This window comes from Acrocarpospora catenulata, assembly GCF_018476525.1.
Lineage (GTDB): Bacteria > Actinomycetota > Actinomycetes > Streptosporangiales > Streptosporangiaceae > Acrocarpospora > Acrocarpospora catenulata.
The window spans coordinates 19,736-44,315 of the sequence record NZ_JAHCST010000018.1 but is presented as its reverse complement, the minus strand read 5'-3'; the positions used below and the strand labels follow the sequence as shown (position 1 = coordinate 44,315).

At 70.4% G+C, this 24,580-nt stretch carries 19 protein-coding genes and 1 tRNA gene; 14 read left to right on the top strand and 6 right to left on the bottom strand.

Annotated elements, in window-relative coordinates:
- Position 1 precedes the first annotated feature (1 nt).
- On the bottom strand, positions 2-1,315 hold the full coding sequence (locus KIP79_RS20380) for an ABC transporter substrate-binding protein (RefSeq protein WP_214106457.1): 1,314 nt from the start codon (positions 1,313-1,315) through the stop codon (positions 2-4).
- Positions 1,316-1,317: 2 nt separating this feature from the next.
- The gene (locus tag KIP79_RS20375) at positions 1,318-2,559 is read right to left on the bottom strand and encodes an ABC transporter substrate-binding protein (protein ID WP_308169809.1); all 1,242 of its coding nucleotides are present in this window, start codon (positions 2,557-2,559) and stop codon (positions 1,318-1,320) included.
- 109 nt (positions 2,560-2,668) lie between these two features.
- Between KIP79_RS20375 and KIP79_RS20370 the strand changes: the two genes are divergently transcribed.
- From KIP79_RS20370 to KIP79_RS20360, 3 genes are read left to right on the top strand one after another with little or no spacing between them, the layout of a single operon-like run.
- Positions 2,669-3,178, top strand: coding sequence for a PadR family transcriptional regulator (locus tag KIP79_RS20370; protein WP_214106455.1), 510 nt, complete (start codon positions 2,669-2,671; stop codon positions 3,176-3,178).
- Positions 3,175-3,909, top strand: coding sequence for an ABC transporter ATP-binding protein (locus tag KIP79_RS20365; protein ID WP_214106454.1), 735 nt, complete (start codon positions 3,175-3,177; stop codon positions 3,907-3,909). The genes KIP79_RS20370 and KIP79_RS20365 overlap by 4 nt, the downstream gene beginning before the upstream one ends.
- A 3-nt stretch (positions 3,910-3,912) precedes the next feature.
- The gene (locus KIP79_RS20360; RefSeq protein ID WP_214106453.1) at positions 3,913-6,156 is read left to right on the top strand and encodes an ABC transporter permease; all 2,244 of its coding nucleotides are present in this window, start codon (positions 3,913-3,915) and stop codon (positions 6,154-6,156) included.
- On the opposite strand, the gene treS is transcribed toward KIP79_RS20360, so the two are convergent.
- Positions 6,153-7,829, bottom strand: a complete 1,677-nt coding sequence (treS, locus tag KIP79_RS20355; protein WP_214106452.1) for a maltose alpha-D-glucosyltransferase — start codon at positions 7,827-7,829, stop codon at positions 6,153-6,155. The two genes, KIP79_RS20360 and treS, sit on opposite strands and share 4 nt — an antisense overlap.
- Positions 7,830-7,981: 152 nt before the next feature.
- Positions 7,982-9,643, bottom strand: coding sequence for an asparagine synthetase B family protein (locus KIP79_RS20350; protein WP_214106451.1), 1,662 nt, complete (start codon positions 9,641-9,643; stop codon positions 7,982-7,984).
- Positions 9,644-9,801: 158 nt separating this feature from the next.
- Between KIP79_RS20350 and KIP79_RS20345 the strand changes: the two genes are divergently transcribed.
- The 5 genes from KIP79_RS20345 (at position 9,802) to KIP79_RS20325 (ending at position 16,518) form a co-directional block, all read left to right on the top strand.
- Entirely contained in the window at positions 9,802-11,796 is a 1,995-nt protein-coding gene (locus KIP79_RS20345) for a hypothetical protein (RefSeq protein ID WP_214106450.1), read from the top strand.
- Between the two features lie 437 nt (positions 11,797-12,233).
- On the top strand, positions 12,234-13,097 hold the full coding sequence (locus tag KIP79_RS20340; RefSeq protein ID WP_214106449.1) for a methionyl-tRNA formyltransferase: 864 nt from the start codon (positions 12,234-12,236) through the stop codon (positions 13,095-13,097).
- Between the two features lie 124 nt (positions 13,098-13,221).
- Positions 13,222-13,491 (top strand): hypothetical protein, encoded by a 270-nt coding sequence (locus KIP79_RS20335; protein WP_214106448.1) that lies wholly within the window; start codon positions 13,222-13,224, stop codon positions 13,489-13,491.
- The gene (locus tag KIP79_RS20330) at positions 13,484-14,092 is read left to right on the top strand and encodes a DUF6879 family protein (RefSeq protein ID WP_214106447.1); all 609 of its coding nucleotides are present in this window, start codon (positions 13,484-13,486) and stop codon (positions 14,090-14,092) included. The genes KIP79_RS20335 and KIP79_RS20330 overlap by 8 nt, the downstream gene beginning before the upstream one ends.
- Positions 14,092-16,518, top strand: coding sequence for an ATP-binding protein (locus KIP79_RS20325; RefSeq protein WP_250213534.1), 2,427 nt, complete (start codon positions 14,092-14,094; stop codon positions 16,516-16,518). The genes KIP79_RS20330 and KIP79_RS20325 overlap by 1 nt, the downstream gene beginning before the upstream one ends.
- Before the next feature lie 33 nt (positions 16,519-16,551).
- Here the strand turns inward: KIP79_RS20325 and KIP79_RS20320 are convergent, their stop codons facing one another.
- Complete coding sequence (locus KIP79_RS20320) at positions 16,552-17,115, bottom strand: dihydrofolate reductase family protein (RefSeq protein WP_214106446.1); 564 nt, start codon at positions 17,113-17,115, stop codon at positions 16,552-16,554.
- Positions 17,116-17,259: 144 nt separating this feature from the next.
- Between KIP79_RS20320 and KIP79_RS20315 the strand changes: the two genes are divergently transcribed.
- From KIP79_RS20315 to KIP79_RS20290, 6 genes are all read left to right on the top strand, one after another.
- A tRNA-Cys gene (locus tag KIP79_RS20315) sits at positions 17,260-17,332 on the top strand.
- 23 nt (positions 17,333-17,355) lie between these two features.
- Positions 17,356-18,732 carry an SDR family NAD(P)-dependent oxidoreductase gene (locus KIP79_RS20310; RefSeq protein WP_214106445.1) on the top strand — a complete coding sequence of 459 codons (1,377 nt, stop codon included), beginning with the start codon at positions 17,356-17,358 and terminating at the stop codon, positions 18,730-18,732.
- Positions 18,733-18,734: 2 nt separating this feature from the next.
- The gene (locus KIP79_RS20305) at positions 18,735-19,859 is read left to right on the top strand and encodes a leucine-rich repeat domain-containing protein (protein ID WP_214106444.1); all 1,125 of its coding nucleotides are present in this window, start codon (positions 18,735-18,737) and stop codon (positions 19,857-19,859) included.
- Positions 19,856-21,427, top strand: coding sequence for an ankyrin repeat domain-containing protein (locus tag KIP79_RS20300; RefSeq protein ID WP_214106443.1), 1,572 nt, complete (start codon positions 19,856-19,858; stop codon positions 21,425-21,427). The genes KIP79_RS20305 and KIP79_RS20300 overlap by 4 nt, the downstream gene beginning before the upstream one ends.
- The gene (locus tag KIP79_RS20295; protein WP_214106442.1) at positions 21,415-22,185 is read left to right on the top strand and encodes a hypothetical protein; all 771 of its coding nucleotides are present in this window, start codon (positions 21,415-21,417) and stop codon (positions 22,183-22,185) included. Before KIP79_RS20300 ends, KIP79_RS20295 begins: the two co-directional genes overlap by 13 nt.
- A 2-nt stretch (positions 22,186-22,187) precedes the next feature.
- Entirely contained in the window at positions 22,188-23,348 is a 1,161-nt protein-coding gene (locus KIP79_RS20290) for a vWA domain-containing protein (protein ID WP_308169808.1), read from the top strand.
- An 8-nt stretch (positions 23,349-23,356) separates the two neighbouring features.
- Here the strand turns inward: KIP79_RS20290 and KIP79_RS20285 are convergent, their stop codons facing one another.
- Entirely contained in the window at positions 23,357-24,565 is a 1,209-nt protein-coding gene (locus tag KIP79_RS20285; RefSeq protein WP_214106441.1) for a cryptochrome/photolyase family protein, read from the bottom strand.
- Positions 24,566-24,580: the final 15 nt, after the last annotated feature.

Sequence of the window (24,580 nt, the reverse complement as noted above, 5' to 3'; positions counted from 1 at the left end):
GTTACTCCTTGAAGGCCTTCGCCGCGTCGGCCTCGAGCTTCTCCTGGGTGCCCTTGATGTCGGACGGGTTGCGCAGGAAGTCCTGGAGGTGCTTCCACTCGCCCTTGCCGTCGGTGCCGCCGAAGGCGCTGGGGGCCAGGTCGGACATGTCGTACCGGACGGCCTCACCGGCCGAGATGATGGTCTGGGCCAGCTGCTTGGTGAGCTCGCTCGGGTAGTTGTCGGGCGAGACGTTCCGGTTCGGGGACAGGTAGCCGGGCTCCTTCGCCCAGATGTCGCCGCCCTCCTTGGAGGCCAGGAACTCCAGCAGCGCCATGGCGCCCGCATTGTCCTTCATCGCCACCCCGACGTCGCCGCCGAGCACCACCGGCGCGGTGTCCCCGGCCTTCGGGAACGGCATGGCCTTGGCGTCCTCACCGATCACGGCGCCGGACTGGGTGGCCGAGGAGGCCACGAAGTCGGCCTCGATCACCATGGCCGCCTTCTTCTCGCCGTAGACCTGGGTGACACAGGTGGGGAAGTCGGTCTGCAGCGCGCCGGAGGCCCCGCCGAGCACGAAGTCGGGCTTGCCGAAGATCTGCGCCATCTTCTCCAGCGCGGTGGTCACCGACGGGTCGGTCCACGGGATCTCGTGCTTGGCCAGCTTGTCGTAGTTCTCCGGGCCCGCGCTGGACAGGTAGACGTTCTCGAACAGGTCGGTGAGGGTCCAGCCGGAGGCGCCGCAGAGCGAGAACGGCGGGGTGCCGGCGTCGGCCAGCGTCTGCGCGGTCTTGCCGATCAGGTCGTCCCAGGTGGTGGCCTCGGCGGCGCCGGCGTCCTCGAAGGCCGGGGCGCGGTACCAGATGAGCGACTTGTGCGCGGCCTTCACCAGCACGCCGTAGACCTGGCCGCCCGCCGAGCCCAGCTCCTTCCAGTACGGGGTGTAGTTCTGGTCGATCTGTGCGAGCACGCCCTGACTGAGCGGCTTGAGGGCGTTCTGGGCGGCGTACTGCTGGACCAGGCCGGGCTGCGGCAGGATGGCCACGTCCGGCGGATTGCCGCCCTCGATCCTGGGGCCGAGGTAGGCGCCGGTGTCCTCGCCGGTGGAGGCGTAGGTGACCTCGGCGCCGGTCTTCGCCTCGAAGGCGGCCAGCACCTTCTCGAAGCTGGCCTGTTCGTCGCCGGTCCACTTGGCGGCGATCTCGATCTTGGTGCCGGCCAGCGGCTTCGCCGCCGGGGCGGGCGCGGAGCCGGAGGGGGTGGGGGCGGCGGCCTCGCCGCCGCAGGCTGCCGTGAGGGCGAGCGCGGCGATCATCAGAACAGCGCTTCTGCGCATGGTTATCCTCCTGAGCGGATGACCTCGCCGAGTTGTTGCCGCAGGTCGGCAACGGTCTCGTCGACGGGGGTGGTACGGGCGAGCGCGCCCGATACAGCACTCGAAATAGCCAGGCTGACCTGGTTGTAGTTGGCGGTCACCGGCCGCGGACGGGCGGTGAGAATGGCCTCCTTGAGCACCGGCAGGTACGGGAACCGCTTGATCAGGGCGGGATCGTCGTACAGTTCGGTCCACACCGGCGGGAAGGAGCCCTGGGTGAGGACCAGCCGCTGGTTCTCCAGGCCGGTGAAGTACCGGATGAAGTCCAGGGCGGACTGCTGGCGCCGGGAGAAGGCGCTGACCGCCAGGTTCACCCCGCCGAGCGTGCTGGACCCGGGACCGTCCAGCCCTGGCAGGCGGGTGACCGCGAACTTGCCGGCCACGGCCGAGTGCGTGGCCGGGCCGTAGGCGTGCGGCCAGTTCCGGGCGAACAGCAGCCGCCCTTCCTGGAACGCCAGCCTTGATTCCTCTTCCTTGTAGGAGAGGGCCTCCTGCGGGATCCAGCCCTCCCGGACGCCCGTGACCAGGTGGTCCAGGGCGGTCCTGGCGATGGCCGGATCCATGGTGACCTGCCGCGCGTCCGGGCTGAGGATCTGCCCGCCGGCGGACTGCACGGCCTCCGCGAAGTTCACGGTCAGTCCCTCGTAGGGGAGGAACTGCCCGGCGTAGCCGCCGATGCCCTGGTCGCGGCCGAGCCGGATGGCCTGGTCGCGCAGCTCGGCCCAGGTCCGCGGCGGCTTCTCCGCACCGAGCAGGTCGGTGCGGTAGTAGAGCAGGCCCGCATTGCTGAAGTACGGCACCGCCCAGAGCTTGTCCCGGTAGACCGCGGTGTCCACCACCGGCGGCAGGAACCTGCCCAGCGGAAACTGGCCGCGGTCCAGCGGGATGATCCACCCGGCGTCGGCGAACTCGGCCGTCCACACCACGTCGAGGCCGAGCACGTCGTACCGGTCGCTGTGCGCCTGAAGGTTGGCCACCATCTGGGCGCGCTGCTCATCCGACGCTTCGGGTAGCTCGAGCAGCGTGACCGGTTCGTTGGGGTGAGCGGCGTTCCACCGGTCGAGCTGGGGGCGAAGGAAGGCGGTGGTGTCCTTGCCGATGGCGAGCGTGATCGGACCGGCCGCAGGAGGCTCCTCGCTGGGGGATCCCAGCGCGGTACACCCCGCCACCAGCGTGACCACCATGGGAAGCAGCCGTCTGAGCACGTCACCTCCCTGTGAACTTCGCATTACATACGTGTTAGGTAAGTGCATGCATGTTATGCATAGCGCTAATGTTGGCGTCAACCCAGCAATTCGGTAACGGAGGTGGGCGGTGCGGCTACCGCTGCTGGCGCTCCTGGCGAAGGAACCCGCCCACGGTTACGAACTCAAACAGGCGCTGGAGCAGACGTTCGGCGGAGCCTACCCTTCGCCCAACATCGGGCAGATCTACGTGACCCTGGGCCGGTTGGAGAAGGACGGCTACGTCCGGGTGGTGGACGTCGAGCAGTCCAACCGGCCGAACAAGAAGGTCTACTTCCTCACCGCCGCCGGGCGGGAGGCGCTGGAGGAATGGGTCGACGAGCCCACCGAGGGGCCCAGGGTCCGGGACGAGTTCTTCATGAAACTGGTGCTCGCCCCGCTCACCGGAATCGCCGACCGGATGGCGCTGATCAACCGGCAACGCCGGCACTATCTCTCGCTCATGCGGGATCTCACCGAACTCGCCGAGCGCACCGACCCGGGGGATCGGGTCGCTCTCCTGCTGATCGAGGGGGCCACGCTGCACCTGCAGGCCGACCTCGACTGGCTGGAACGCTGCCAGGAGGACCTCGTGACATGACCGTTCTCACCACCCACAACCTGGTGCGGATCTACCAGAACGGGGGGGTGCCGGTGCCCGCCGTCCGGGGGGTGGACTTCACGGTGGAGGCCGGGGAGTTCGTCGCGATCATGGGGCCTTCCGGGTCGGGCAAGTCCACGCTGGTGCACATGCTGGGCGGGCTCGACGTCCGTACCAGCGGTGAGATCTGGCTGGACGGCAAGCGCGTGGACACCCTCTCGGAGAGCGCCTGGGCGGTGCTCCGGCGACGGAAGATCGGCTTCGTCTTCCAGTTCTACAACCTCGTCACCAACATGAGCGTGGCCGACAACGTGGAGCTTCCGGCGCTGCTGGCCGGGATGTCCCCCCGGGAGTCGCGGGAGCGGCGGGAGTACCTGCTGGCCGAACTGGGGCTCACCGAGCGCGCGTATGCCGCGCCGGCCGAGCTGTCCGGCGGCGAGCAGCAGCGGGTCGCGCTGGCCCGCGCCCTGGCCAACGGGCCCCGGCTGCTACTGGCCGACGAGCCGACCGGCAACCTGGACAGCCGCAACACCCGGGACGTGCTCCGCCTGCTCGGCGAGGTGCACGGTCAGGGGCAGACCATCGTGGTGGTCACCCATGACGCCAAGGTGGCCAGCAAGGCCGACCGGGTGGTCACCCTCTCCGACGGGATGATCGTGGACGACGCCTCGATGCGGCGCCGCCGTCGCCCGCCGGGTTCCGCCGGTGACGTGGTGGAGCTCAGGGGCTGACGCGTGATCGCTGAATGGCGGTGGATCAGGGCCGATCTGCGCGCCCGCCGCACGCAGGTCGCGCTGACCGTGCTGGCGGTGGCGGGCATCGTGGCCGCGCTGGTGACGGCGGCCACCCTGCTGGAGGAGGGCACCAACCCGTGGCGCGGCCTGTTCACCCGGGGCCACGGCGCGCACGTCTGGATCCACACCAAGGACACCCCCGACACCGCCGCGTTACGCTCGCTCGGCGCGGACCTGGCCGGCCCGTACGGCAGCGCCCCCGCCACCCTCACCGGCAACGGCCGGAAGGTCCCCGTGGCGTTGCAGGAGGCCCCGGCCACCCCGCCGGAGATCGCCACCCCGCTGCTCACCGAGGGCCGCTGGCTGGACCGGAGCGACCCGGACGGGGTGGTGGTGGAACGCTCGTTCGCCCAGGCCCTCGGCCTGCGGCCGGGCAGCCCCTTCACGGTGACCGGGCTCAGCGGCGCCACCCACGCCCTGTTCGTCAAGGGCGTGGCCGAGAGCGGCGACCAGGGCTTCTATCCGGAGTGGACGCCCGGCCTGGCCTGGACCCTGCGGGAGACCCTGACCAGGGTCGAGCCCGCCCCGGGACGGCGGGAGCACGTCACCGGGCTGCGGCTGGCCGACCCCGGGGACACCACACTGGTGGTCCAGCGGGCGGTGACCGTACTGGCCGGGCAGGTGCAGCGGGTCTCCACCTGGCGCGAGGCGCGGGCCTCGATGGAGCTGGACAACCGGCTGCTCGGCCTGCTGCTGGCGCTGTTCGGCGGGGCGGGCCTGGTCGGGGCTGCGCTGGCGCTGGCCAACGCCACCGGCGGCCGGGTGCTCGGCCAGCTCCGCGACCTGGCCACGCTCAAGTCGCTGGGCTTCACCGGACCGCAGATCTCCCGCATGCTGCTGGCCGAACACGGGCTGCTGGGCCTGCTCGGCATCGCCGGGGGCCTGACCGCCGGGCATCTGATCACGATCGCCGCGCTCCGGGTGCCGCCCTCCCCCGCCCAACTGGGCGCGATCGCACTGGGCACCATCCTGACCGTGCTGGTCGCGGTCTGGCTGCCCGCCTGGCGCGGTGGCAGGACCACCCCGATCCCGGCCACCCCCGCCCTCCCGCCGCACGGCCGCCTCTCCCGGCTGGCCCGCCTGGCCCTGCTGGTACGCCTCCCGCCCGCGCTGGTCCTCGGCACCAGGGACGCCTTCACCCGCCGGGTCCCCGCGGCGCTGACCAGCGTCGGCCTGGCCATCCCGATGATGATGATCACCATCGGCCTGGGCTGCTGGGCCACCCTCGACGACTTCACGAAAAATCCGGAAAGAGTGGGGCAGGCGGCGGCGCTGGTGGTCCGGCCAGGGGAGATGACCGCCGGGGAGGCGGAGCGACGGGCGGCGGCCGACCCCGACGTGGCCGCCGTCTACCCCGGGGTCGAACTGGACGCGCTCGTTCCCTGGCAGACCCGGACGGTGCGGACCCGGGCGCTCGGCACCTCCGCCACGCCGTACCCGTTCCACGTCGTCGAAGGGCGCATGTTCCGGGAGCGCTACGAGGCCGTCGCCGGGCAGGGCCTGCTCGACCTGCTCAGCGTCCGGGTCGGCGACCGGGTCCGGCTCACCGTGGGCGGCACCCCGCTGATCGTGCACATCGTCGGCCGGGTGCTGGAGCCCGAGCAGGACGGCGAGGTGCTCTCCCTCGGCCTGGACACCCTGGCCGCCAAGGACGCCGTGCCGCCCCACTTCTACAGCCTGGTGCTCCGGGACGGCGCCGATCCGGGCGAGGTCAGGGCGCGGCTGCTCGCCCGCGACCTGGAGGTCGCGCTGGCCGTCAACCCGGCCGACCGGCTGGCCGTGATCCGGGTCATCATCGTCGCGCTGGTGGTGGTGCTGGCCCTGATCGGCCTGGCCAACCTGCTCACCGCCAGCGCGCTCGGCCTGCGCGACCACGTACGCGACCTGGCGGTGCTCCAGGCCATGGGGCTGACGCCCCGCCAGGTGATGGCCACCCTGGTCACCGGGACCGGGCTGCTCGCCGTGCTCGGTGTGCTGGCCGGGGCCGCCGCCGGGGCCCTGCTGTCCACCGCGCTCATCGACCTGGAGGGGCACGGCAGCGGCATGGGCGCCGGGATCGGCCGCGCCCCGGCCCCGGCCGCCCTCGCCGCCGCCGTGCTGATCGCGGTCGGCGCCGCGCTCCTGGTCGCCCTCATCCCGGCCCGCCGGGCCGCACGGGCCCGGGTGCCGGTGACGGCTGGTTAGTCCTTCAGGGAGAACCAGTAGAACCCGTGACCCGGCAGGGTCAGCAGGTACGGCAGTTCGCCCACGGGCGGGAACTCCACCCGCCCACGGCACTCCACCGGCGTCATCCCCTGGAACCGGCGCAGGTCCAGCTCCACCGGCTGGGCGTGCCGGGACAGGTTGTTCACGCAGAGCACGCGGTCCTCGCCGTCCTCGCGGAGGAAGGCCAGCACGGCCGGGTTGGGCGACCAGAGCTCGATGAACGCGCCGGTGCCGAAGACGGGGTGCTCCCGGCGGATCTGCAGCATGCGCCGGGTGAAGTGGAGCAGCGACGACTCGTTCTTCTGCTGCGCCTCGACGTTGACCGAGGGGAACCCGTAGATCGGGTCCATCACCGCCGGCAGGTAGAGCCGGCCCGGGTCGGCCTTGGAGAAGCCGGCGTTGCGGTCCGGGTTCCACTGCATCGGGGTGCGGACCGAGTCCCGGTCCTCCAGCCAGATGTTGTCGCCCATGCCGATCTCGTCGCCGTAGTACATGACCGGGGAGCCGGGCATGGACAGCAGCAGCGCGGTGAACAGCTCGATCTGGTCCCGGTCGTTGTCGAGCAGGGGCGCGAGACGGCGGCGGATGCCCAGGTAGGCGCGCATCCGGGGGTCCTTGGCGTACTCGGCGTGCATGTAGTCGCGCTCTTCCTCGGTGACCTGCTCCAGGGTGAGCTCGTCGTGGTTGCGGAGGAAGATGCCCCACTGCGCGGTCTCGGGCAGCTTGGGGGTGCGCGACATGATCTCGGAGATGGGTTCCCGGTTCTCCCGCCGTACCGCCATGAAGATGCGGGGCATCAGCGGGAAGTGGAAGGCCATGTGGCACTCGTCGCCGCCGGTGAGCGGGTCGCCGAAGTACTCGACCACGTCCTCGGGCCAGCCGTTGGCCTCGGCCAGCAGCACCCGGTCCGGGTAGTTCTGGTCGATCTCGGCGCGGATGCGCTTGAGGTAGGCGTGCGTCTCCGGCAGGCCGGAGCAGTCGGTGCCCTCCCGCTCGAACAGGTACGGCACGGCGTCCAGCCGGAACCCGTCCACGCCCAGGTCCAGCCAGAACCTGAGCACCTCCAGCATGGTCTCCTGCACGGCAGGGTTGTCATAGTTCAGGTCGGGCTGGTGGTGGAAGAAGCGGTGCCAGTAGTACTGGCCGCGTACGGGGTCGTAGGTCCAGTTGGACTCCTCGGCGCCCACGAAGACGATCGGCACGCCGTCGTACTTGGTGGGGTCGTCGGTCCAGACGTAGAAGTCGCCGAACGGCCCGTCCGGGTCCTGGCGGGAGGCCTGGAACCACGGGTGCCGGTCGCTGGTGTGGTTCATGACCAGGTCGGTGATGACCTTGAGGCCGCGCTGGTGGGCCGCCTCGATCATGGCGGAGAAGTCCTGGATGTCGCCGAACTCCGGAAGGATCTTCAGGTAGTCGGAGATGTCGTACCCGCCGTCGCGCAGCGGCGACTCGTACAGCGGGAGCAGCCAGAGGCAGTCCACCCCGAGCCACTTCACGTAGTCCATCTTCTCGATCAGCCCGCGCAGATCGCCGGTGCCGTCACCGTTGGAGTCGAAGAAACCGCGGACCAGAACCTCATAGAACACGGCCCGCTTGTACCAGCCGGATTCGCTGTCAGGGCGCGGTTCAGGGCATGACGAAAGTGCAGTCATCGGCGATCGCTTTACAGGAGATGGGGTGTCATGTCCGCAGCTCAACGGCTGGCGTTCGGCAGAACGTACCACCTTACGGAGCTTGACAAATAACGGTTACGTAGCCCTTACAACGAGTTTTCGTGCGTTTCCGTGCGGATACCGTGCGTTACCTAACTGGCGCGCCATGGAGGGGTGAGATCGCCCAGAACGTCCTCATAGTCCGACAACCAGGCGCCGAACAGAACCAGGCCGCGGAGCCAGAACCGCGAGTTCCACGACCCGAAGGCGGCCAGCGCGTCGGGGCCCTCGTTGATCACGTCCAGCATCTGAGATGACATGAGTCCCGGAATGCGGGCAGCGCGGCGCAGCATGCCGTGGTTCCACTCCCGCGCGGCCGGGCCGCCCGAGCGCAGCGGCATGCGCCGGTGCGGCAGCGCGCCGTTGGTGGACGGCAGCGCGGCCACCCGGGGGTTGGCAGCGCGCAGAATCTCCCGGTAAAACTTTCCGCCCTCCTTCCGGCCCACCGGCACCGACAGCGCCGCGTCGAAGAAGTCCGGGTGCAGGAACGGGAAGACCGGGGTGGCCTCGGGCCCGACCAGGTTGACCGGGGAGCGGGCGATGCCGCGCGCGGTCCGGGTGTGCAGCACGCTCAGCGGCAGCTCGCTTCGGTGCCCGCGCAGCATCGAGGTGGCCTGGTCGAAGGCCGACTCCACGGTCCCGTCCAGCCACTTCTGGGCGGCCTCGCCGAGCACGGGCAGGTGCGGGTCGCCGGTGGCCAGCGCCGCCAGCAGCGCGGCCCGGCGCTCCTCGCCGGTGCCGGCGTCCACCGCGTCCGCCGTGATCAGGAAGTTCTTCATCAGGGGACCGCCCGCCAGGCCGTCCACCACCGGGCGCCCCTCCCGGTGCACCTCACGGGCGAACGGCGAGTACCAGGCGTGGTGGCTGGTCAGGAACTCCAGCCGGCGTGCCGCCCAGGTCGCCTCGGCCGGGTAGTCCTCGGCCCGCTGCGGCACGATGCGGTGCTCGATGCCCAGTTCGCGGGTGATGTACCGGGCGAAGTCCAGGTCGTTGTCCAGCCCGTCGTCCGGGCTGGTGGTCCAGGACACGATGTCCTTGCGCTGCGCCACCGCCACGCTGGCCAGCAGCCGCGAGTCGTACCCGCCGCTCACCGGCACCAGCACCCGCTCGTACGGCTTGAGCGCCTCGTGCAGCAGGGTCACCATGTCGCCCGCGGTGATCCCCCGGTCGAACGGCTCCTCGCGCACCCAGCGCGGCGCCCGCCGGTCCACCGTCAGCCGCTGCCTGCTCCGCGACCAGCTCAGCGCCGTCGCCCCGGGCAGGCGCTTGACCTGCGCGTACGGGGTGTCCTCCAGCAGCGGGTAGGTCAGCTTGAGTATCGCCGCCCAGGCGTTCCAGTTCACCTCGTACGGCCGGCGCGCCAGCGCCAGCAGCGGCTCGATCAGCCCAGAGAAGTAGACCGCGTCCCCGTCGGCCAGGTAGTAGACGTCGATCAGCCCGAACGCGCCGGTGTGCAGGGTGACCGCGGCCGGCTCGTCGATCAGGCCGGGCGCCTCGAAGGTCTCCGCCACGTGCAGCCAGTCCCCGCCCGGGATGGGCCGCCGGTCCCCCCAGGAGAACGCGGCCATGGTCGGGCCGCTGTCGTACGGGGTCAGCGGGCCGGAGCTGAGCACCGCCGCGTCCCTGGTCACGTACGCGGCCTCCACCGGCGGGCCGGAACGGGCCAGCAGGTCCAGCCGGGCCTGATCGAACGGCCCGAACGCCCCGCACACATACGGCCGGGCCTGGAAGACCGGCCACTCCCCCCTGCGCACGTGGGGACCTCCTTGTTCTGGTCGACTTGGTCGAGTTCTGGTCGACGTTCCGACGAGCTTACGGAGGTTATACGGATGCTTGGTGGTGCATTGACCAGTTCGTGAACTGGATGGTCTGCGAATATTGTGACTCTCGCCCCGTTTCGAGGAGTGACCGAATGAGTGAGCTGGAGAGCGTCAGGCGGGCCCTCGCCCAGGCCGTCGAGCAGGCCGCGGGCGCCGCCGAGCTGGCCCGGCTGCTCGCGGAGTACCAGGCCCGACTGGACGAAGCGGCCCGCTCCGAGGCCGAGGCGCTCACCAAGGCCCGCGCCGCCGAGGCCCGCGCCCGCACCGCCGAACGGCAGGCGACCCAGCTCGCCAAAGGGCTGGCCGAGCAGCGGTACCAGACCGAGGTGGCGCTCTGGAAGCTCGCCTCGGTGCAGAACAGCCGCTGGTCCCAGCTGGGCGACGCGATCCAGACCAAGAAGCCCGGCACGGTGGCGCGTACCCTGAAGTCCCCGGTCAAGAAGACCCCCGCGCCCAAACGCGCCGACTTCCGGCCCGACCCGGTGGCCGTTTCCGAGCCCGTCGAGCCGGTCGCCCCCGATCCCCGGGCTCCTCTCGTGTCGGCGCCGCTGGCGGAGGGTTTCGTGGTGCCCAAGGGGCCGCTGGCCCGGCCGTACCTGACGGTCGCGGCCATCGTGGACCGGCAGACCGAGGCCCTCATGCGGTACGAATGGCGGCAGGTCACCAACTTCGGCCCCGACAACTGGGCCACCATGCTGGACGAGCACCAGCCGCACGTCCTGTTCGTCGAGTCCGTCCAGTCCGGCCCCCGGCAGGGGAACGGCGGGCGGTGGCTGGAGGCGATGGCCGGGCAGTCGCGGGACCTCCGCGATCTGGTGGAAGCCTGCAAGAAGCGGGGGATCCGCGCCGTCTTCTGGCACTCCGGCGGTTCACTCGGCCGGGCGGTCCCGGTCGCCGAACTCTTCGACTACGTGCTGGCCACCAGCGAGGCCCGGGCCCGCGAGTGGCGCGCCGCCCTCCGGCACGACCGGGTCGGCGTGCTCCCGCACACGGTCCAGCCTCGGGTGCACAACCCGCTCCCCGCCTCCTCAGGCCGGACCGACGCCGTCATGACGCTGGGACCGGTCAACCTCCCTGAGGACTCGACCTGGACGCCGCTTCCAGGTCAGGGATCGGACAAGACCACCTACGACGACGTGCTGACGGCCTACCGGGAACCCGCGCTCGTGGTCGCCGGGGCGGACGCGGAACCGCGGGTGATCGCCGAGATCGAAGCCTGCGGCACGCCGGTGCTCCTCCTGGAGGGCACCCCCAAACCCGATCAGACCGTCGCCGCCGCGGCGGCGCTGCTCACCGACACGGCCGCCCGCGCCCGCCAGGCCCACCTGGCCTGGCGCGCCTCCGTCCCGGTGACCCCCCTGCTCGACCCGATCCTGGACACCCTGGGCGTGCCCAGCGTGCGCAACAACGGCACTGTGTCGGCCATCGCCGCCGTGACCACGGCCGCCGAACTCGACCAGCTCCTCACCCAGCTGTCCCGGCAGGTCCGCCGCCCCGAACAGCTGGTCATCGTGGCGGACGGACTGGACGCCGCCGTGGTCGAGAAGTCCGTGCGCCAGGCCCTGGCCTCCGGTGAGGTACCGGCCGGTGTCCTGGAGGACCTGATCGTCCGCGCCACGACCACCCCCCTCACCCGGGGCGCCGCCCTGGACCGCGCCCTCCGCCTGGCCGAAGGCGACCAGGTCGCCGTCTTCGACCCCCGCGACCTCTACGGCGACCACTACCTGGCCGACCTCACCCGCCACTTCGCCGCCACCGACGCCGAAGTCATCGGCAAGGCCGCCTTCTACATCCATGTCACCGGCGCCACCCTCCTCCGCCAGCCCGCCGCGGAACACCGCTACCTGGCCGAGATCACCGGCGGCACCCTCCTGGCCCGCCGCCCCGCCCTCACCGCCCTCGGCTTCTCCGACACCACCGACGACTGGGACGAAACCCTGATGCGCCAGTGCCGCACCGACGGCATCCGCGTCTACTCCGCCGACCGCTACTCCTACCTCTGCCGCCGCGACACCACCGAAGGCCGCCTCTTCAACTCCACCGTCCTGGAGGGCTACATCCCCGCCGAGCCGCTCGCGCTCCTCTGACTTCCTTTTCGTTACGGCTTCGCCTACCCCCGGCCGACCGCCGTGCCTTCTCCTTCATTTGCACCGGCGCTCCTCGCCGCCCAGGCCACCCGCCATCACGGCTAACGTTTGCCCCATTTCCATGCAATATGCCCTTATGTGGGTGTCTGCCGGTAGTTCCCTGGCTTGAAGGTCGTTGAATACGCTGACGCGCCGGCGCTCCGGGCCGAGGGATGTATCTCCTGTGTGGCCATGGCCTGGCGGCGGTATTCGATCTGTTTCGGTTAATCAAATCCAGGTTCGGTGACGCGTTGCCCATATTCAGGTATAAGATCATCGCACACGCGGACCGGGGCTGGTCAAGCGTCACACTATTGATGCTGAGTAGGTGACCGCGTACCACTCGACTCAATCTACCGGCATGCCGTTCGAGTGCCGATGAAAGGGAGTGAACCAGTGTGGCCAACGTATTGCGCTTGGTTCTCATCTCCTTTGCCACCAGTGCCTTCAGGCTGCTGTATGAAACTTGCAAGAATGCCGGACACCTTCCGGTCGCGATGGTCCATGCCCGCTCGCTCCGTCAGAACAGGCCGACCAGTAAGCCTTCTGCCGCGGCCATTGAGGCAATCGCCGAATCGCTTCCCCCTGGCATGGATCTGCTGCTGCCCGGAACGACGGACGGCCTCGCCAGGATGCTGGCCGGCTATCAGGCCGATCTGATCGTGACGTACGGGTTCCCCTGGAAGCTTCCTCCGGAGGTGCGGCGGTCGGTCCGCCTGGGCGCGATTAACGTGCACCCGTCGCTGCTACCCAAGTATCGGGGGCCGATCCCCGTGCACTGGGCCGTGCGCAATGGAGACCCCGAGGTGGGGGTCACCATCCACTGGATGAACGACGACTTCGACTCGGGGAACATCCTGGTACAACGCGGGGGAATCCGGATCGATGAGGACCTCGTCACCGCCACGTTGTGGCGAGACGTTGACGACCTGATCGAGGAGTTGCTCGTTCCAGCGCTGAACCTCGCGGCAGTCGGCGCCCCGGGCGACCCCCAGAGCGATCGCGATGCCAGCTACGCGGGATGGATGGAACCGGACTTCATGTTCGTGAACCCCGCACGCGGTGTCCGGGAGACCCATAACCAGGTGCGCGCATTCCGTTTCAATCTGTTCGGCTTGCGCGGCCCTTATGTCAAGATTGGCAATAAATGGCTCACGGCGTTACGCACCAGTGTGCACCCAGCCAATGGCCTGCGGTTCGACTGCGCAGACGGACCTATCTGGGTCACCGAATCGGTTGATGCGGTTCCACCTGATCGGTGAGCCTTTGATGAGGCCAACACAATATTCGTGATTGTGTATGACCTCATTTGGGCATTCTTGTCTTCCTGTCATGTCGAATGTACGCTCCGATTGGCCGTTCGGCTCCGCGGAGGAGGAACTTATCGTGACTCGCGCATGGGAAGCCGACGCGTCGGCGACACTCAGCAGAAGACTCGGCAAGTCGGCGGTTGAGCTGGGATGCACCGGAAATGATGACGGATGTCCAGACATATGGGAACTCGATAATGGGGACATCGCTGTCATCGGACGGGATCTCACCACCGCCTTCCGCGCCAAACTGCCGACAGGTGTGACAATCGCCGCCGACGAGCAGCTCGTGGTCATCCCCCGCGTCATGCTCATAGCAGCGAAAGCAGATATCCCGGATGCTTGATTTTCTTGAGGCATCGCGTGGGGAAAGACTGACCATCGAGGAATATCGCAACGACTTCGCCGAGCACTTCTGGACGATCGGCGACAACGATTTCTGGAAGCTGGAGCGCCAGCAGACCTTCCAGGAGCCAGGCGACGACAGCTGGGAAGCGTTCCGCCAGGGCGACTGGCACAAGTCACTCCAACTGCTAGAGCAAAGGCGCAAATCTCTCCAGAACTATTACGAACGCATCGCCCGCGCCGGATTCCGCACCTGGCGGGTACGCGTGGTCGAAGAACCCGTCACCCCCTACCTGCGGTGGGAGCTTCATCTGCTCCGGCTCCGGCATGAGTACGGCGGGTGTGTCCGAATCGTCGGCCCCGATGCCATCCGGCACCTGGAAACTGGACGTGGTCTTCCCGAAGTCGTCACCCTGGGCTCCTCGGTGATGTACGAGGTCCTCTATGACGAAACGGGAGTGCTCGCCGGCGGCGTCCGTCACACCGACCCCGGTCTGCTCGCCCGCTGGCGGAACCTGATTTCCGACCTCTACGCGGCAGGTGAGGACATCACCTCCTTCTTCGATCGCCACCGCCGCTGGCTCGAAGCGGGAACCCGTTGATGTGGCCCAGAAGGCCGGACGGTCCAGGCAGCCCGCACGGGGAGAACACGCACTCCGAGCTGTCCGGCAACGCCGGCGACGTCGTCCAGGCGCGGGACGTGAGCGGTGGGGTGCACTTCCACGGCCCCCACCCGCCGGAGCATCACATCCCGCGCCAGCTGCCCGGCGACGTGCGAGGTTTCGTCAACCGGGTGAACGAGCTGGAGCAACTCGGCAGTGCGCTCATCCTCGACGGGGAGTTCTACCGATCCGCGGGAGTCTGCGTCATCGCCGGAACCGCCGGGGTGGGCAAGACCGCACTCGCGCTGCGCTGGGCACACCAGATCGCCCCCCGCTTCCCCGACGGCCAGCTCTACATGAACCTCCGCGGCTACGACCCAGGCGCCCCGATCACCGCAAAGGAGGTCCTGGACCGGTTCCTGCGCGCGCTCGACGTGCCGGTGGGCGCGATCCCGCCGGAACTGGAGGACCGCGCCACGCTCTACCGGTCGCGGCTCGCGGGACGGCGGATGCTGATCGTCCTGGACAACGCGGCGAACGCGGCCCAGGTGCGCCCTCTGCTGCCCGGCACCGACACCTGCCTGGTGATCGTGACCAGCCGGAACCGCCTGTCCGGCCTGGTGGCCAGGGACGGGGCCAACCGTGTTCCGGTCGACTTCCTCGCCGAGGCAGACTCGCTGGACCTGATCAGGAATGTGACCGCCCCCTACCGGAAAGCGGACTCCCCGGCGGAGCTGGCCGAGCTGGCGAGGCTCTGCGCCAGGCTTCCGCTGGCCTTGCGGATCGCCGGAGAAAGGGCCGCCAGCCGACCGTGGATGCCACTTCGCGATCTGATCCGGGACCTACGCGACGAGTCGGCCCTGTGGGACGCGCTCACCGCGGAAGACGGCGACGAGGCCGACGCGGTGCGCACGGTCTTCGCCTGGTCCTATCGGGCACTGCCGGAACCGGCGGCCCGGTCGTTCCGGTTGCTGGGCCTGCACCCCGGCCCCGAGTTCGGCGCACCGGCCGCCGCCGCGACCGTGGGAAGCACACCCGAGCAGGTCAGGCAGATTCTCGACCTGTTGGTGGGGGCGTACCTGCTCGAACAGACCGCACCTGACCGGTATGAGTTCCACGACCTGATGCGCGCCTACGCGATGGACCAGGCCGCGGCCGAGGAGAGCGCGGAGAGCCGCCACGCCGTGCTGCGGCGGGTGATCACCTGGTACCTGCACAGCGCGGCCCGGGCGCAGGAGAGGCTGGCACCGTTCGATCGGCCGATCCGGGTGGACGAGTCCATGGTGACCGGCGCCATGGTGTTTCCCGGTTACCCCGAGGCGCTGCGCTGGTTCCAGGACGAGCTCGCCAATCTGACGGCCGCCGTCCGCACGGCGGCGCGGGTGGGGCTGGACGACCTCGCCTGGCAACTGGCCGCCGTCACCCGGAGCTACTGCGGCCGGTTCAACACCTTCGAGCCATGGTTCGCGATGGCGACGTCCGGTCTGGAAGCCGCTCGCCGCGCCGGGAACCGGCATGGCGAGGCGGAGGTCCTGGACAGCCTGGGAAAGGCGTACGTCCAGTCCCACCAACTCGACATGGGCGCGGAACAGCACGAGCGAGCGCTCGGCCTCTGGCGGGAGCTGGGCGACCGCCTCGGCGAGGCGCTCTCGCTGAACTCCCTCGGGCTGGTGGCCCTTCGCCGCCGCCGGTTGGCGCAGGCCCACGCGCACCTGGAGCAGAGCGTGGCGCTGCTGGCGACACTGAACGCGCCCAACTGGGAGATGACCGTGCGGGCGAACCTGGCCGAGATCAACTTCGAGCTCGGCGACCTCGACGCCGCCGCGGAGTCCGCCGCGCGCGCACTCGACTACTTCCACCGCCTGAACTACGCCGACAGGAAGGGCAACACCCTTCGGATCCTGTCGATGGTCTATCGGGAGTCCGGCCGGAACGCCTTGGCGCGGGAGCACATCGAGCAGGCACTCGCCATCGCGCGTGACCGTGGCAACCCGATGTGGGAGGCGTACTGGCTGCTGGAACACGGCAAGGTGCTGCTCAGCGGCGGCGACGCTGCCGAATCCGCCGAATCCGCCGAATCCCTGGTCTCCTTTCAGCGTTCAGCGAGCATCCACCGGCGCCTGGGCGACCGCAGCCGCGAGGCACGCGCGCTGGACGCCGCGGGCGAGGCCTACCGGAAGCTGGGCCGCCACGCCGAGGCCCTGGAGTTCCACCGCCGCGCGGCCGCCACCCACCGCGAACTGGCCGACCCGTGGCAACTGGCGGTCGCTCTGGAGAACGCTGCCACGGCAGTCGAACAGGCCGGAACCGGCGAGGACACCACCCCCTACCTACGTGAGGCGCTGGCCGCGCTGGACGATTTTGACGACCCCCGCGCCCGCGCCCTGCATGCCCGAATCCTGGAAAGGAATCCGGCACACCAGTGACGGTTGTCCCCAACCATGAAACCTGGCGAGGACTCATTCGACGCGTACGTAGTTCAGGCGGATGACCCCGTTGCCGAAGGTCTGGGTGTCGGTGAGGCGGAGTTGGGTTCTCGCGTCTGTCTCGGGGAACAAGGGCTTGCCTCTGCCGATGGTGACCGGGTGGATGTAGAGGTTGAACTCGTCGATCAGGTTGTGGTGGAGGAAGGGCGCGACGATGTCGGAGCCGCCCAGTGACAGGTCTCCGCCTGGCTGGGCCTTGAGGGCCTGGACCTCCTCGGGGATCACGTCTCGGACGATGGTGGTGTTCCAGTCCGCGGTTTCCAGGGTCCGGGAGTAAACGATCTTTGGCATGTCCCGCCAGATTCCGGCGTATTCGGCGACCGGGCCGGCGTTCGCCGGGTCGGCGTCGGCCGTCGGCCAGAAGTCGGCCATCAGCTCGTAGGTGACGCGGCCGCTCAGGAAGCCGCCCATGTTTCTCAGCCGGTCGTTGAAGTGGCTGTGCAGTTCCTCGTCGACCATGTGCCAGTCGATCTCCCGGTTCGGCCCCTCGATGTAGCCGTCGAGCGAGACGGACATCCACAAAATGATCTTCCGCATCGCGGAATCACCTCACAGTTGCGTGTGTGACCAATGTGACGGTCTCTCGGCCAACATACGTCAATTCGAACAAAAATGGCCGCTTTTTCGAACATGGCCGTACCGCGATGAAGATCCGGAAAGGCGCTACTCTTTCGGGGCGGCACGGCTGTAGCGCAGAGGTCGTCGCGCCTTAGCAGCAAGCTGGAGGACGTCGGTTCGAATCCGACCAGCCGTGCCGCTTCCGCGATGGGGGGATGGATGGCTGTCAGCCCTGGTGGTGTCACGGGCGTCCCTGCCGAGCCGGATGTCGAGGCCTGTCTGCGGGTACTGGCCCAGGCGAGTACGGCGGACCCCGCCGATCCGCGCTGGGCGGCCGTGCACCAGGCCGTCGCCCAGGTCTACCGCGCGGGCAAGAAATCCCGGAAGGCCGCCCGCCACACCGACCGGAGGCAACGTGATCGGCAGGTCACCGCCGCCACCGAGCGCTACCGGCAGCAGGATCCCTCGCCGGACGCGCCCGCGAGCGGCGGCGTGCCAGCGCAGCGGGCTCTGCTCGGTGTCCGGCGGTGCTATGTCTGCAAGGCCGGCTACCGCGAGGTTCACCCCGACTACCACCTGCTCTGCCCCGAGTGCGCGCAGGAGAACCTCATCCGCCGCCACGCCCGATGCGATCTGCGGGGACGCCGGGCGGTGGTCACCGGAGGCCGGGTGAAGATCGGCTTTCAGGTGGCGCTGAAGCTGTTGCGGGACGGCGCCGAGGTGCTGGTCACCACCCGTTTCCCCGGCGATGCCGCCCGCAGGTTCGCGGCCGTGCGGGACTGCCAGGACTGGCTGGCGCGCCTGCACATCCACGGCGTGGACCTGCTCGACCTCGCCGGGGTGGCCGGTCTGCTCGACTCGGTGCACCAGCGCTTCGACCACCTCGACATCCTGGTCAACAACGCGGCCCAGACGATCCGCAGGCCCGCCGCCTACTACCGCGAGGTCCGCTCGGCCGAGAGCGAGCCACTGCGCGGACTCGCCGCGCGGATCGACGTGACGGGCGCCGTCGCGGCGTTACCCCCTGCCCTGCCGGGCAAGCCGGTCGCCGAACTGGAGTCTTTGTTCCCCGCCGGTCGCGCCGACGAGACCGGGCAACCGCTGGACCTGCGGGAACGTAACAGCTGGAGTCTGCGGCTGCACGAAGTGGAGCCCGCGGAGTGGCTGGAAGCGCAGTTGGTGAACGCCTTCGCGCCGTTCCTGCTCACTTCGCGGCTGCGCGGGCTGCTGGCGGCCTCGCCGTACCCCGACAGGTACGTGGTGCAGGTCTCGGCCATGGAGGGCAGCTTCTCGCGGACGCACAAGACCGTACGGCATCCGCACACGAACATGGCGAAGGCCGCCCTGAACATGCTGACCCGCACAGCCGCCGCCGACTACGCCGCAGCCGGGATCCACATGAACAGCGTGGACACCGGATGGGTGACCGACGAACGGCCGTATCCGGAGAAGACCGCGCAGCGCGCGGCGGGGTTCCGCCCGCCGTTGGACGTCATCGACGGGGCCGCGCGGGTGTACGACCCGATCGTGCGGGGTGTCGGCGGCCGGCCGGTATCCGGCCTGTTCCTCAAGGACTACCGACCGGTGGAGTGGTGAGCGTGAAGCAGACCCCCGTGCGCTGCCCGGCGATCGAGCACCCCGACGTGCCGCCCGCCGACCCGGCCGGGCTTGATCCGCTCCTGGCCCGGCTGGCCGACCCGGCCCCGGTCGAGACCGACGAGACCTTCCCCCTGGGCGCCCTGCGACCGGACGGCCGGGTGGACCTGTGCAAGCAGGGGCTCGGCCCGGCGGGGGTGCTCCGGCTGCTGCCCGTCGCCGCCGCCTCGCCGCACGCCCGCCACCTACTGCTGGGCACCAACGCCATCGGGAACTCGGGGGCGCGGGCGCTCGCCGACGTGCTGACGCCCGGGCACCGGGTCCACACGCTCTACCTCGGCTGCAACCGGATCGACGCCGCCGGGGCGCAGGCGCTGGCCGACCGCCTGGCCGAGGACGACACCGTCCGTGCCCTGTGGCTCAAGCGCAACCCGACAGGCGACGCGGGCGTCGCCGCGCTGGCCGCGATGCTGCGCCGCAACACCGCCCTCCGCACCCTCGACCTGGTCAATACCGGACTCACCGCCGAGGGCCTGACTGTCCTGGTCACCGCCCTGATGAACAGGCCATATCCGCTCGAACGCCTTTTCCTCGGCGGAAACGGCCTCAGTAGCGACGCCGCGCCACTGCTGGCCGCGCTGATCCGCGACACGGGCGTCCGCGAGCTCTACCTCCCGGCCAACCACCTGGGCGACGAGGGCGCGGCCACCCTCGCGGCCGCCGTCGATCCCGCCCGGCCGGTACGGCTCGGCCTGGGCGGCAACGGAATCGGCCCGTACGGCGCGCGGGCCCTGGCCGAGGCCCTGGACGGGATCGACTCCCTCGACCTGGGACGGCCCCCGTCGGAACGCGGCCTTGGCGCGCCCGCCAACATCACTGGCGACGCCGGGGCGGAAGCGCTGGCCACCGCCCTGCCCGGCAGCCCGCTCCGCCGCCTGGAACTCCGCCACACCGGGATCACCGGGCGCGGCGCGAAATCCCTGCTGGCGCACGTCCCCGCCGACACCCGCCTGGAGTACGTGGGCCTGGGCCCCGGCGTGCCACGCAAGCTGAAGCGCTCCTTCCGCCTGCGCCCAGCCGCCCCCGCCCATCCCGACCTGCGCGCGATCGGAAGCCTCTACCGTTGACCCTCTCCTGTCCACCCGAAGAGGCGGCGAGCTGGCAGCGGATCCGCCAGTACGCGGTGCCTCGCTCGATGATCGAACAGGCCACCGCTCACCGCCTGGCCGGGGACTGGCAGGGCGCCTGCGCCGCCGCCAACGTGGATGTCACGTTCACCCTGTCCGAGCTGGCCCAGGCGTACGGCCGGGAGTTCGCGGACGCGATCGAGGACGACCTCCACGCGTTCACCCCGGATCTGCTGCGCTGGCACCTCCCCCGGGTCCGGCACGGCTACTCGACCATCGAGCCCGGGCAGGTGATCATTCTCAGCTCGCCCCTGCCGGGCGGGCTGAGTCTTCACCTCACCGCACCCGTGTTTCCCGACGGGCCGCAACGGCTCACCCTGCGGGTCGGCGAGATCAGCCCCAGGCTGCGATCCCCCCACCGGCGCCACAACGTCCAGGACTGGTCCGTGGCGCGGCATCTGTGGGACGCATGGCACTCCGCCGACCTGCTTGAGCGCTGCGGAGGTGGCGACCGACCCCCGTTCTTCAACGCCGACGGCAGCCCGCGCGCGGTGCCGGCCACACCCCCCACCGGCGACGACCCGGCCGCGCACACGGAATGGGTGACCACGCTGCACGAGCGGGGCGAGATCGAGGCGGCCCTGGCCGCGGCGGACATCGAGTTCGAGACCACGGGGCCGGACATGCGGTGCTGGGAGTCCAACCCGTTCCGGGTTCTGGACTGGATCCCGCTGGCCCTCACCCGGCTCGGCCCGGAGACCCAGCGACTCGGCGGCCGCTGCTACCTCCGGTACCGGTACACCTCCCTGATGCTCGAACGTCACGAAGACACGGGACGCCTGCGCGTCAAGCTGATCAGGGACCACGACATCGGGGACCTCCCCCTGCTGGCGACCGCCTGCTGGCGACGTCTGCCCGACCTCGACCTGCTCCACCACGGCCGTACGGTTCCGGAGCGTCTGCACCCGCTGGTCCGCGACGCCCTGTTCCCCCGGCATCCGGCCGGTCCCGCCGGGCCGCCCGATCCCGAACCGCCCGCTCCGGTCCGGGTTCGGTGTCGTGGCGAGTGGCACGAGGTGCGTGCCACCGGCAGTACGCTCCACCTCCCGCACACCGAGGTGGAGCAGCAACGCGAGCGCGCCATGCGGGCGTTCGGCGGCGCGGTGGCCGGGTGCTTCGCCGTACAGCAGGCATGGACGTCCGGAACGGGATGGCTGCCCAAGGCCTTGCGCGCGCAGCGGAACGATTTCTTCCTGCGCGTCCAGCACGGGGACACCCCCGGAGTGCTGCGGCTCCTCGATGCCGGGATGTCCCCCCATCTACAGGACGGCAGGCGGCGGAACCTCCTGCACTCGCTCCACCTGCTCGACCATGAGCGGTTGCTCTCCCGGCTGCTCGCGGCGGGAGTGGACCTGGAGGCTCAGGACCATTTCGGACGTACGCCCCTGCACGTGGCCGTTGGCGACTACGGTTCGACGGCGCTGGTCCGGGCGCTGCTCGACGCCGGGGCGCGCATCGACGTGGTCGACGACGGGGGATGGTCCCTGGGTGACGGGTGGGCAGCCTGACCCTCCCGGAACCGGTGCGGATCGTCGCGGCGGCCAACCCGCCGTCGAGCGCCGCCGACGGCTGGCATCTGAGTCCGCCGCTGGCCAACCGGTTCGTCCACCTGCGCTGGACGCACGACTCTCGCACGGTCGCCCGCGGCCTGGCGGGGACCTGGCCCGCGGTGTCCATCCCCCGCGTCGACCCGGCCAAGGTGTCCGGCGCGGTCGCGCGCGCCCGGGGCGCGATCTCCGGGTTCCTCACCGCCCGGCCCGGCCTGGTGCACCACCTGCCCGCCGACGCCGAGGGCCGCGGCGGGGCCTGGCCGTCGCCGCGCACCTGGGAGATGGCGCTGCGACTGCTCGCGGTCGGCTATGCGACCGAGGCCAGTGGGGAGGCGAGCGGGGAGGCGCTGGCGGCCGCGCTGGTCGGCGCGGTCGGCGACGGCGCCGGCATCGAGCTGGTCGCCTACCTCGACCAGCTCGACCTGCCCGACCCCGACCGGGTGCTCGCCGACCCCGGCGCTTTCGCCCTGCCCACCCGCGGCGACCGGCAGCTCGCCTTCCTCACCGCCGTGGTCGCCGCCGTCCAGGGCGACCTGACGCGGCGCCGTTGGGAGGCGGGGTGGGCGGTGCTGGCCAAGGCCGTCGAGGCGGGCGTGCCCGACGTGGCGGCCAGGGCCGCCACAGACCTGGCGGCGCTGCGCGACACCGACTGGCCGGTGCCGAGCGGCATCGACGGCTTCCTCGACCTGCTCAAGCTCTCCGGCGCGCTGGGCTGACCGTGGACCGGGTCAAGCTGCTCGCCGCCCGCTACCGCGCGGCGACCGACCGGCCCTATCTCGCCACCGCCCTGTACGCGCTGTCGATCGTGCCCAGCGAGCGGGTGCCCACCATGGGCGTGGACCGGCACTGGCGCTGTTACGTGTCGCCCGCGTTCGTGGCCGCCACGCCCGTACCGGAGCTCGCCGCGGTCTGGATCCACGAGGTGGCGCACCTGCTCCGCGACCACCACGGCCGCGCCGACCGGCTCCCCGCCGCCGACCAGCGGGACCGGCTCCGGATCAACATCGCCCAGGACTGCGAGATCAACGACGACCTCCTCGCCGACCACCTGCCCCTGCCACCCGGCCGGATGGAGCCCGGCCTGTTCGGCCTGCCCACGGGAGGGCTGTTCGAGGAGTACGTCCCCCACCTGCCGTCGCAGACCCACCTGCTCGACTGCGGTTCCGGTGCGCACGGCCACGCGGTGCCCTGGGAACTCGGCGAGGGTCCCGCCCGGCTCGGCCCGGTCGAGGCGGACGCCCTCCGCCGCCAGACCGCCGAGGCGATGCGCGCCCACCGGCGGGCGCGGGGGACGCTCCCTGAGGGGTGGAGGCGCTGGGCGGACCAGGTTCTCGAACCTGTCGTGGACTGGCGGCGCATGCTGGCCGGAGCCGTCCGCGAGGCGGTCGCCTGGGCCGGTGGCGCGATCGACTACACCTACCGGCGCCCGTCCCGCCGTACGTCCGCCCTGCGCGGCGTCGTGCTGCCCAGCCTGCGCCGCCCGCTCCCGCGTGTGGCCATCGTCATCGACACCTCGGGCTCCATGGGCGAAGAAGAACTCGCCACGGCCCTGACCGAAGTCACCGGGGTGCTCCGCGAAGTCGGCGTCCGCGGCAACCGCGTCACCGTCCTGGCCTGCGACGCCGACGTCCACGCCGTCTCCCGGGTGACCTCCGTCGACCAGGTCACCCTCGCCGGCGGCGGTGGTACCGACATGCGCGTCGGCATCACCGCGGCCCTCGCCGCGCCCGACCGTCCCCACGTGATCATCACCCTCACCGACGGCCACACCCCCTGGCCTGCCGAACCCTCTTCCTGCCGCCTCATCGCCGTCCTGATCCGCCCCGACTCACTGGAGCCCCCCGCCTGGGTGGAAACCGTCCGCATTCCAGCACCGTGAGGTCGTGCTCACAGGCTGCGGGGTTCGTGGATTTCTCGGGGGGAGAGGTGCTCGAGTTCGGGGACGTATCTGCGGATGTAGTCGCCCTCGGGGTCGAAGCGTTTGGACTGGCGGAGTGGGTTGAGGACGCGGTTGGGGCGGGTGTCGTTGCCGGTGCCGGCGGACCATTGCCAGTTGCCGTAGTTGTTGGGGATGTCGCCGTCGAGGAGGAGGGCGGCGAAGTGGTCGGCGCCGATCTTCCAGTGCAGGCCGAGGGTTTTGGTGAGGTAGGAGGCGACGATCATGCGGGCTCGGTTGTGCATCCAGCCTTCGGCGGCGAGCTGGCGCATTCCGGCGTCGACGATCGGGACGCCGGTCATGCCTTCGCGCCAGGCCTGGGCGAGGTCCTCGTCGTGGCGCCAGTCGCGGTCGCGCGGGCGGTAGTCGCGCCGGGAGATGGCGGGGAAGGCGTGGGCGACCTGGTGGTAGAAGTCGCGCCAGCAGAGTTGGCGGACGAAGTCCTCGTTCCGGCTCGTGCGGCGGGCGAGTTCGAGGGGTGAGAGGCAGCCGAAGCGCAGGTAGGGGCTGAGCCGGGAGGTGCGGTCCCCGGCCAGGTCGTCGTGGCCGTCGGCGTAGTCGTCGAGGCGGTGGAGCCAGTGGTCCAGGCGCTGGCGGGCGGCGGTCTCCCCGCCCGGCAGGTATGGCCTGGGCGCGCCGTCCGGGATTTCGCCTGGTTCGAGGTCCGGTGGCAGCGCGATGCGTTCCTGCGCCGCCACAACCTCCCGCCAGCGGGTGTGCGACCAGACTCGCCAGTACGGCGTGAACACCTTGTAGTGATCCCCGTTGGCGGGCGTGAGCAGGCCAGGGGGAACCACGGTCACCCCTGGGAAGAGCCGGAGTTCCAGCCGTTCGGCGGCCAGGCGGCGTTCGCGTTTCCGGGCATATTCGCTCACGTCCGCCGAGGCGAACACGGCGGTGGCTCCAGTCTCGCGGGCGAGCTTCACCGTCTCCGCCACCGGATCCCCGTTGCGGACGATCAGGTCGCCACCGCGTTCGCGGAGCGAGGTACGCAGGTCGGCCAGGGACTCGGCCAGGAAGCCCACCCTCCCACGCGGGGAAATATCCGGATCGAGCACGAAAAGCGGGACCGCCTGCCGCGCCTGCGCGCAGGCTTCGGCGAGCGCCGGGTGGTCGTGAATCCGCAGGTCGCGGTTGAACAGCACGATGACGGTGTCCATCACGACAACACCCTT

Excerpts from the sequence above, each read along its gene's own strand:
- KIP79_RS20380 (WP_214106457.1), bottom strand. The coding sequence starts at position 1,315 with ATGCGCAGAAGCGCTGTTCTGATGATCGCCGCGCTCGCCCTCACGGCA.
- KIP79_RS20365 (WP_214106454.1), top strand. The coding sequence starts at position 3,175 with ATGACCGTTCTCACCACCCACAACCTGGTGCGGATCTACCAGAACGGG.
- treS (WP_214106452.1), bottom strand. The coding sequence starts at position 7,829 with ATGACTGCACTTTCGTCATGCCCTGAACCGCGCCCTGACAGCGAATCC.
- KIP79_RS20345 (WP_214106450.1), top strand. The coding sequence starts at position 9,802 with ATGAGTGAGCTGGAGAGCGTCAGGCGGGCCCTCGCCCAGGCCGTCGAG.
- KIP79_RS20330 (WP_214106447.1), top strand. The coding sequence starts at position 13,484 with ATGCTTGATTTTCTTGAGGCATCGCGTGGGGAAAGACTGACCATCGAG.
- KIP79_RS20325 (WP_250213534.1), top strand. The coding sequence starts at position 14,092 with ATGTGGCCCAGAAGGCCGGACGGTCCAGGCAGCCCGCACGGGGAGAAC.
- KIP79_RS20320 (WP_214106446.1), bottom strand. The coding sequence starts at position 17,115 with ATGCGGAAGATCATTTTGTGGATGTCCGTCTCGCTCGACGGCTACATC.
- KIP79_RS20310 (WP_214106445.1), top strand. The coding sequence starts at position 17,356 with ATGGCTGTCAGCCCTGGTGGTGTCACGGGCGTCCCTGCCGAGCCGGAT.
- KIP79_RS20285 (WP_214106441.1), bottom strand. The coding sequence starts at position 24,565 with ATGGACACCGTCATCGTGCTGTTCAACCGCGACCTGCGGATTCACGAC.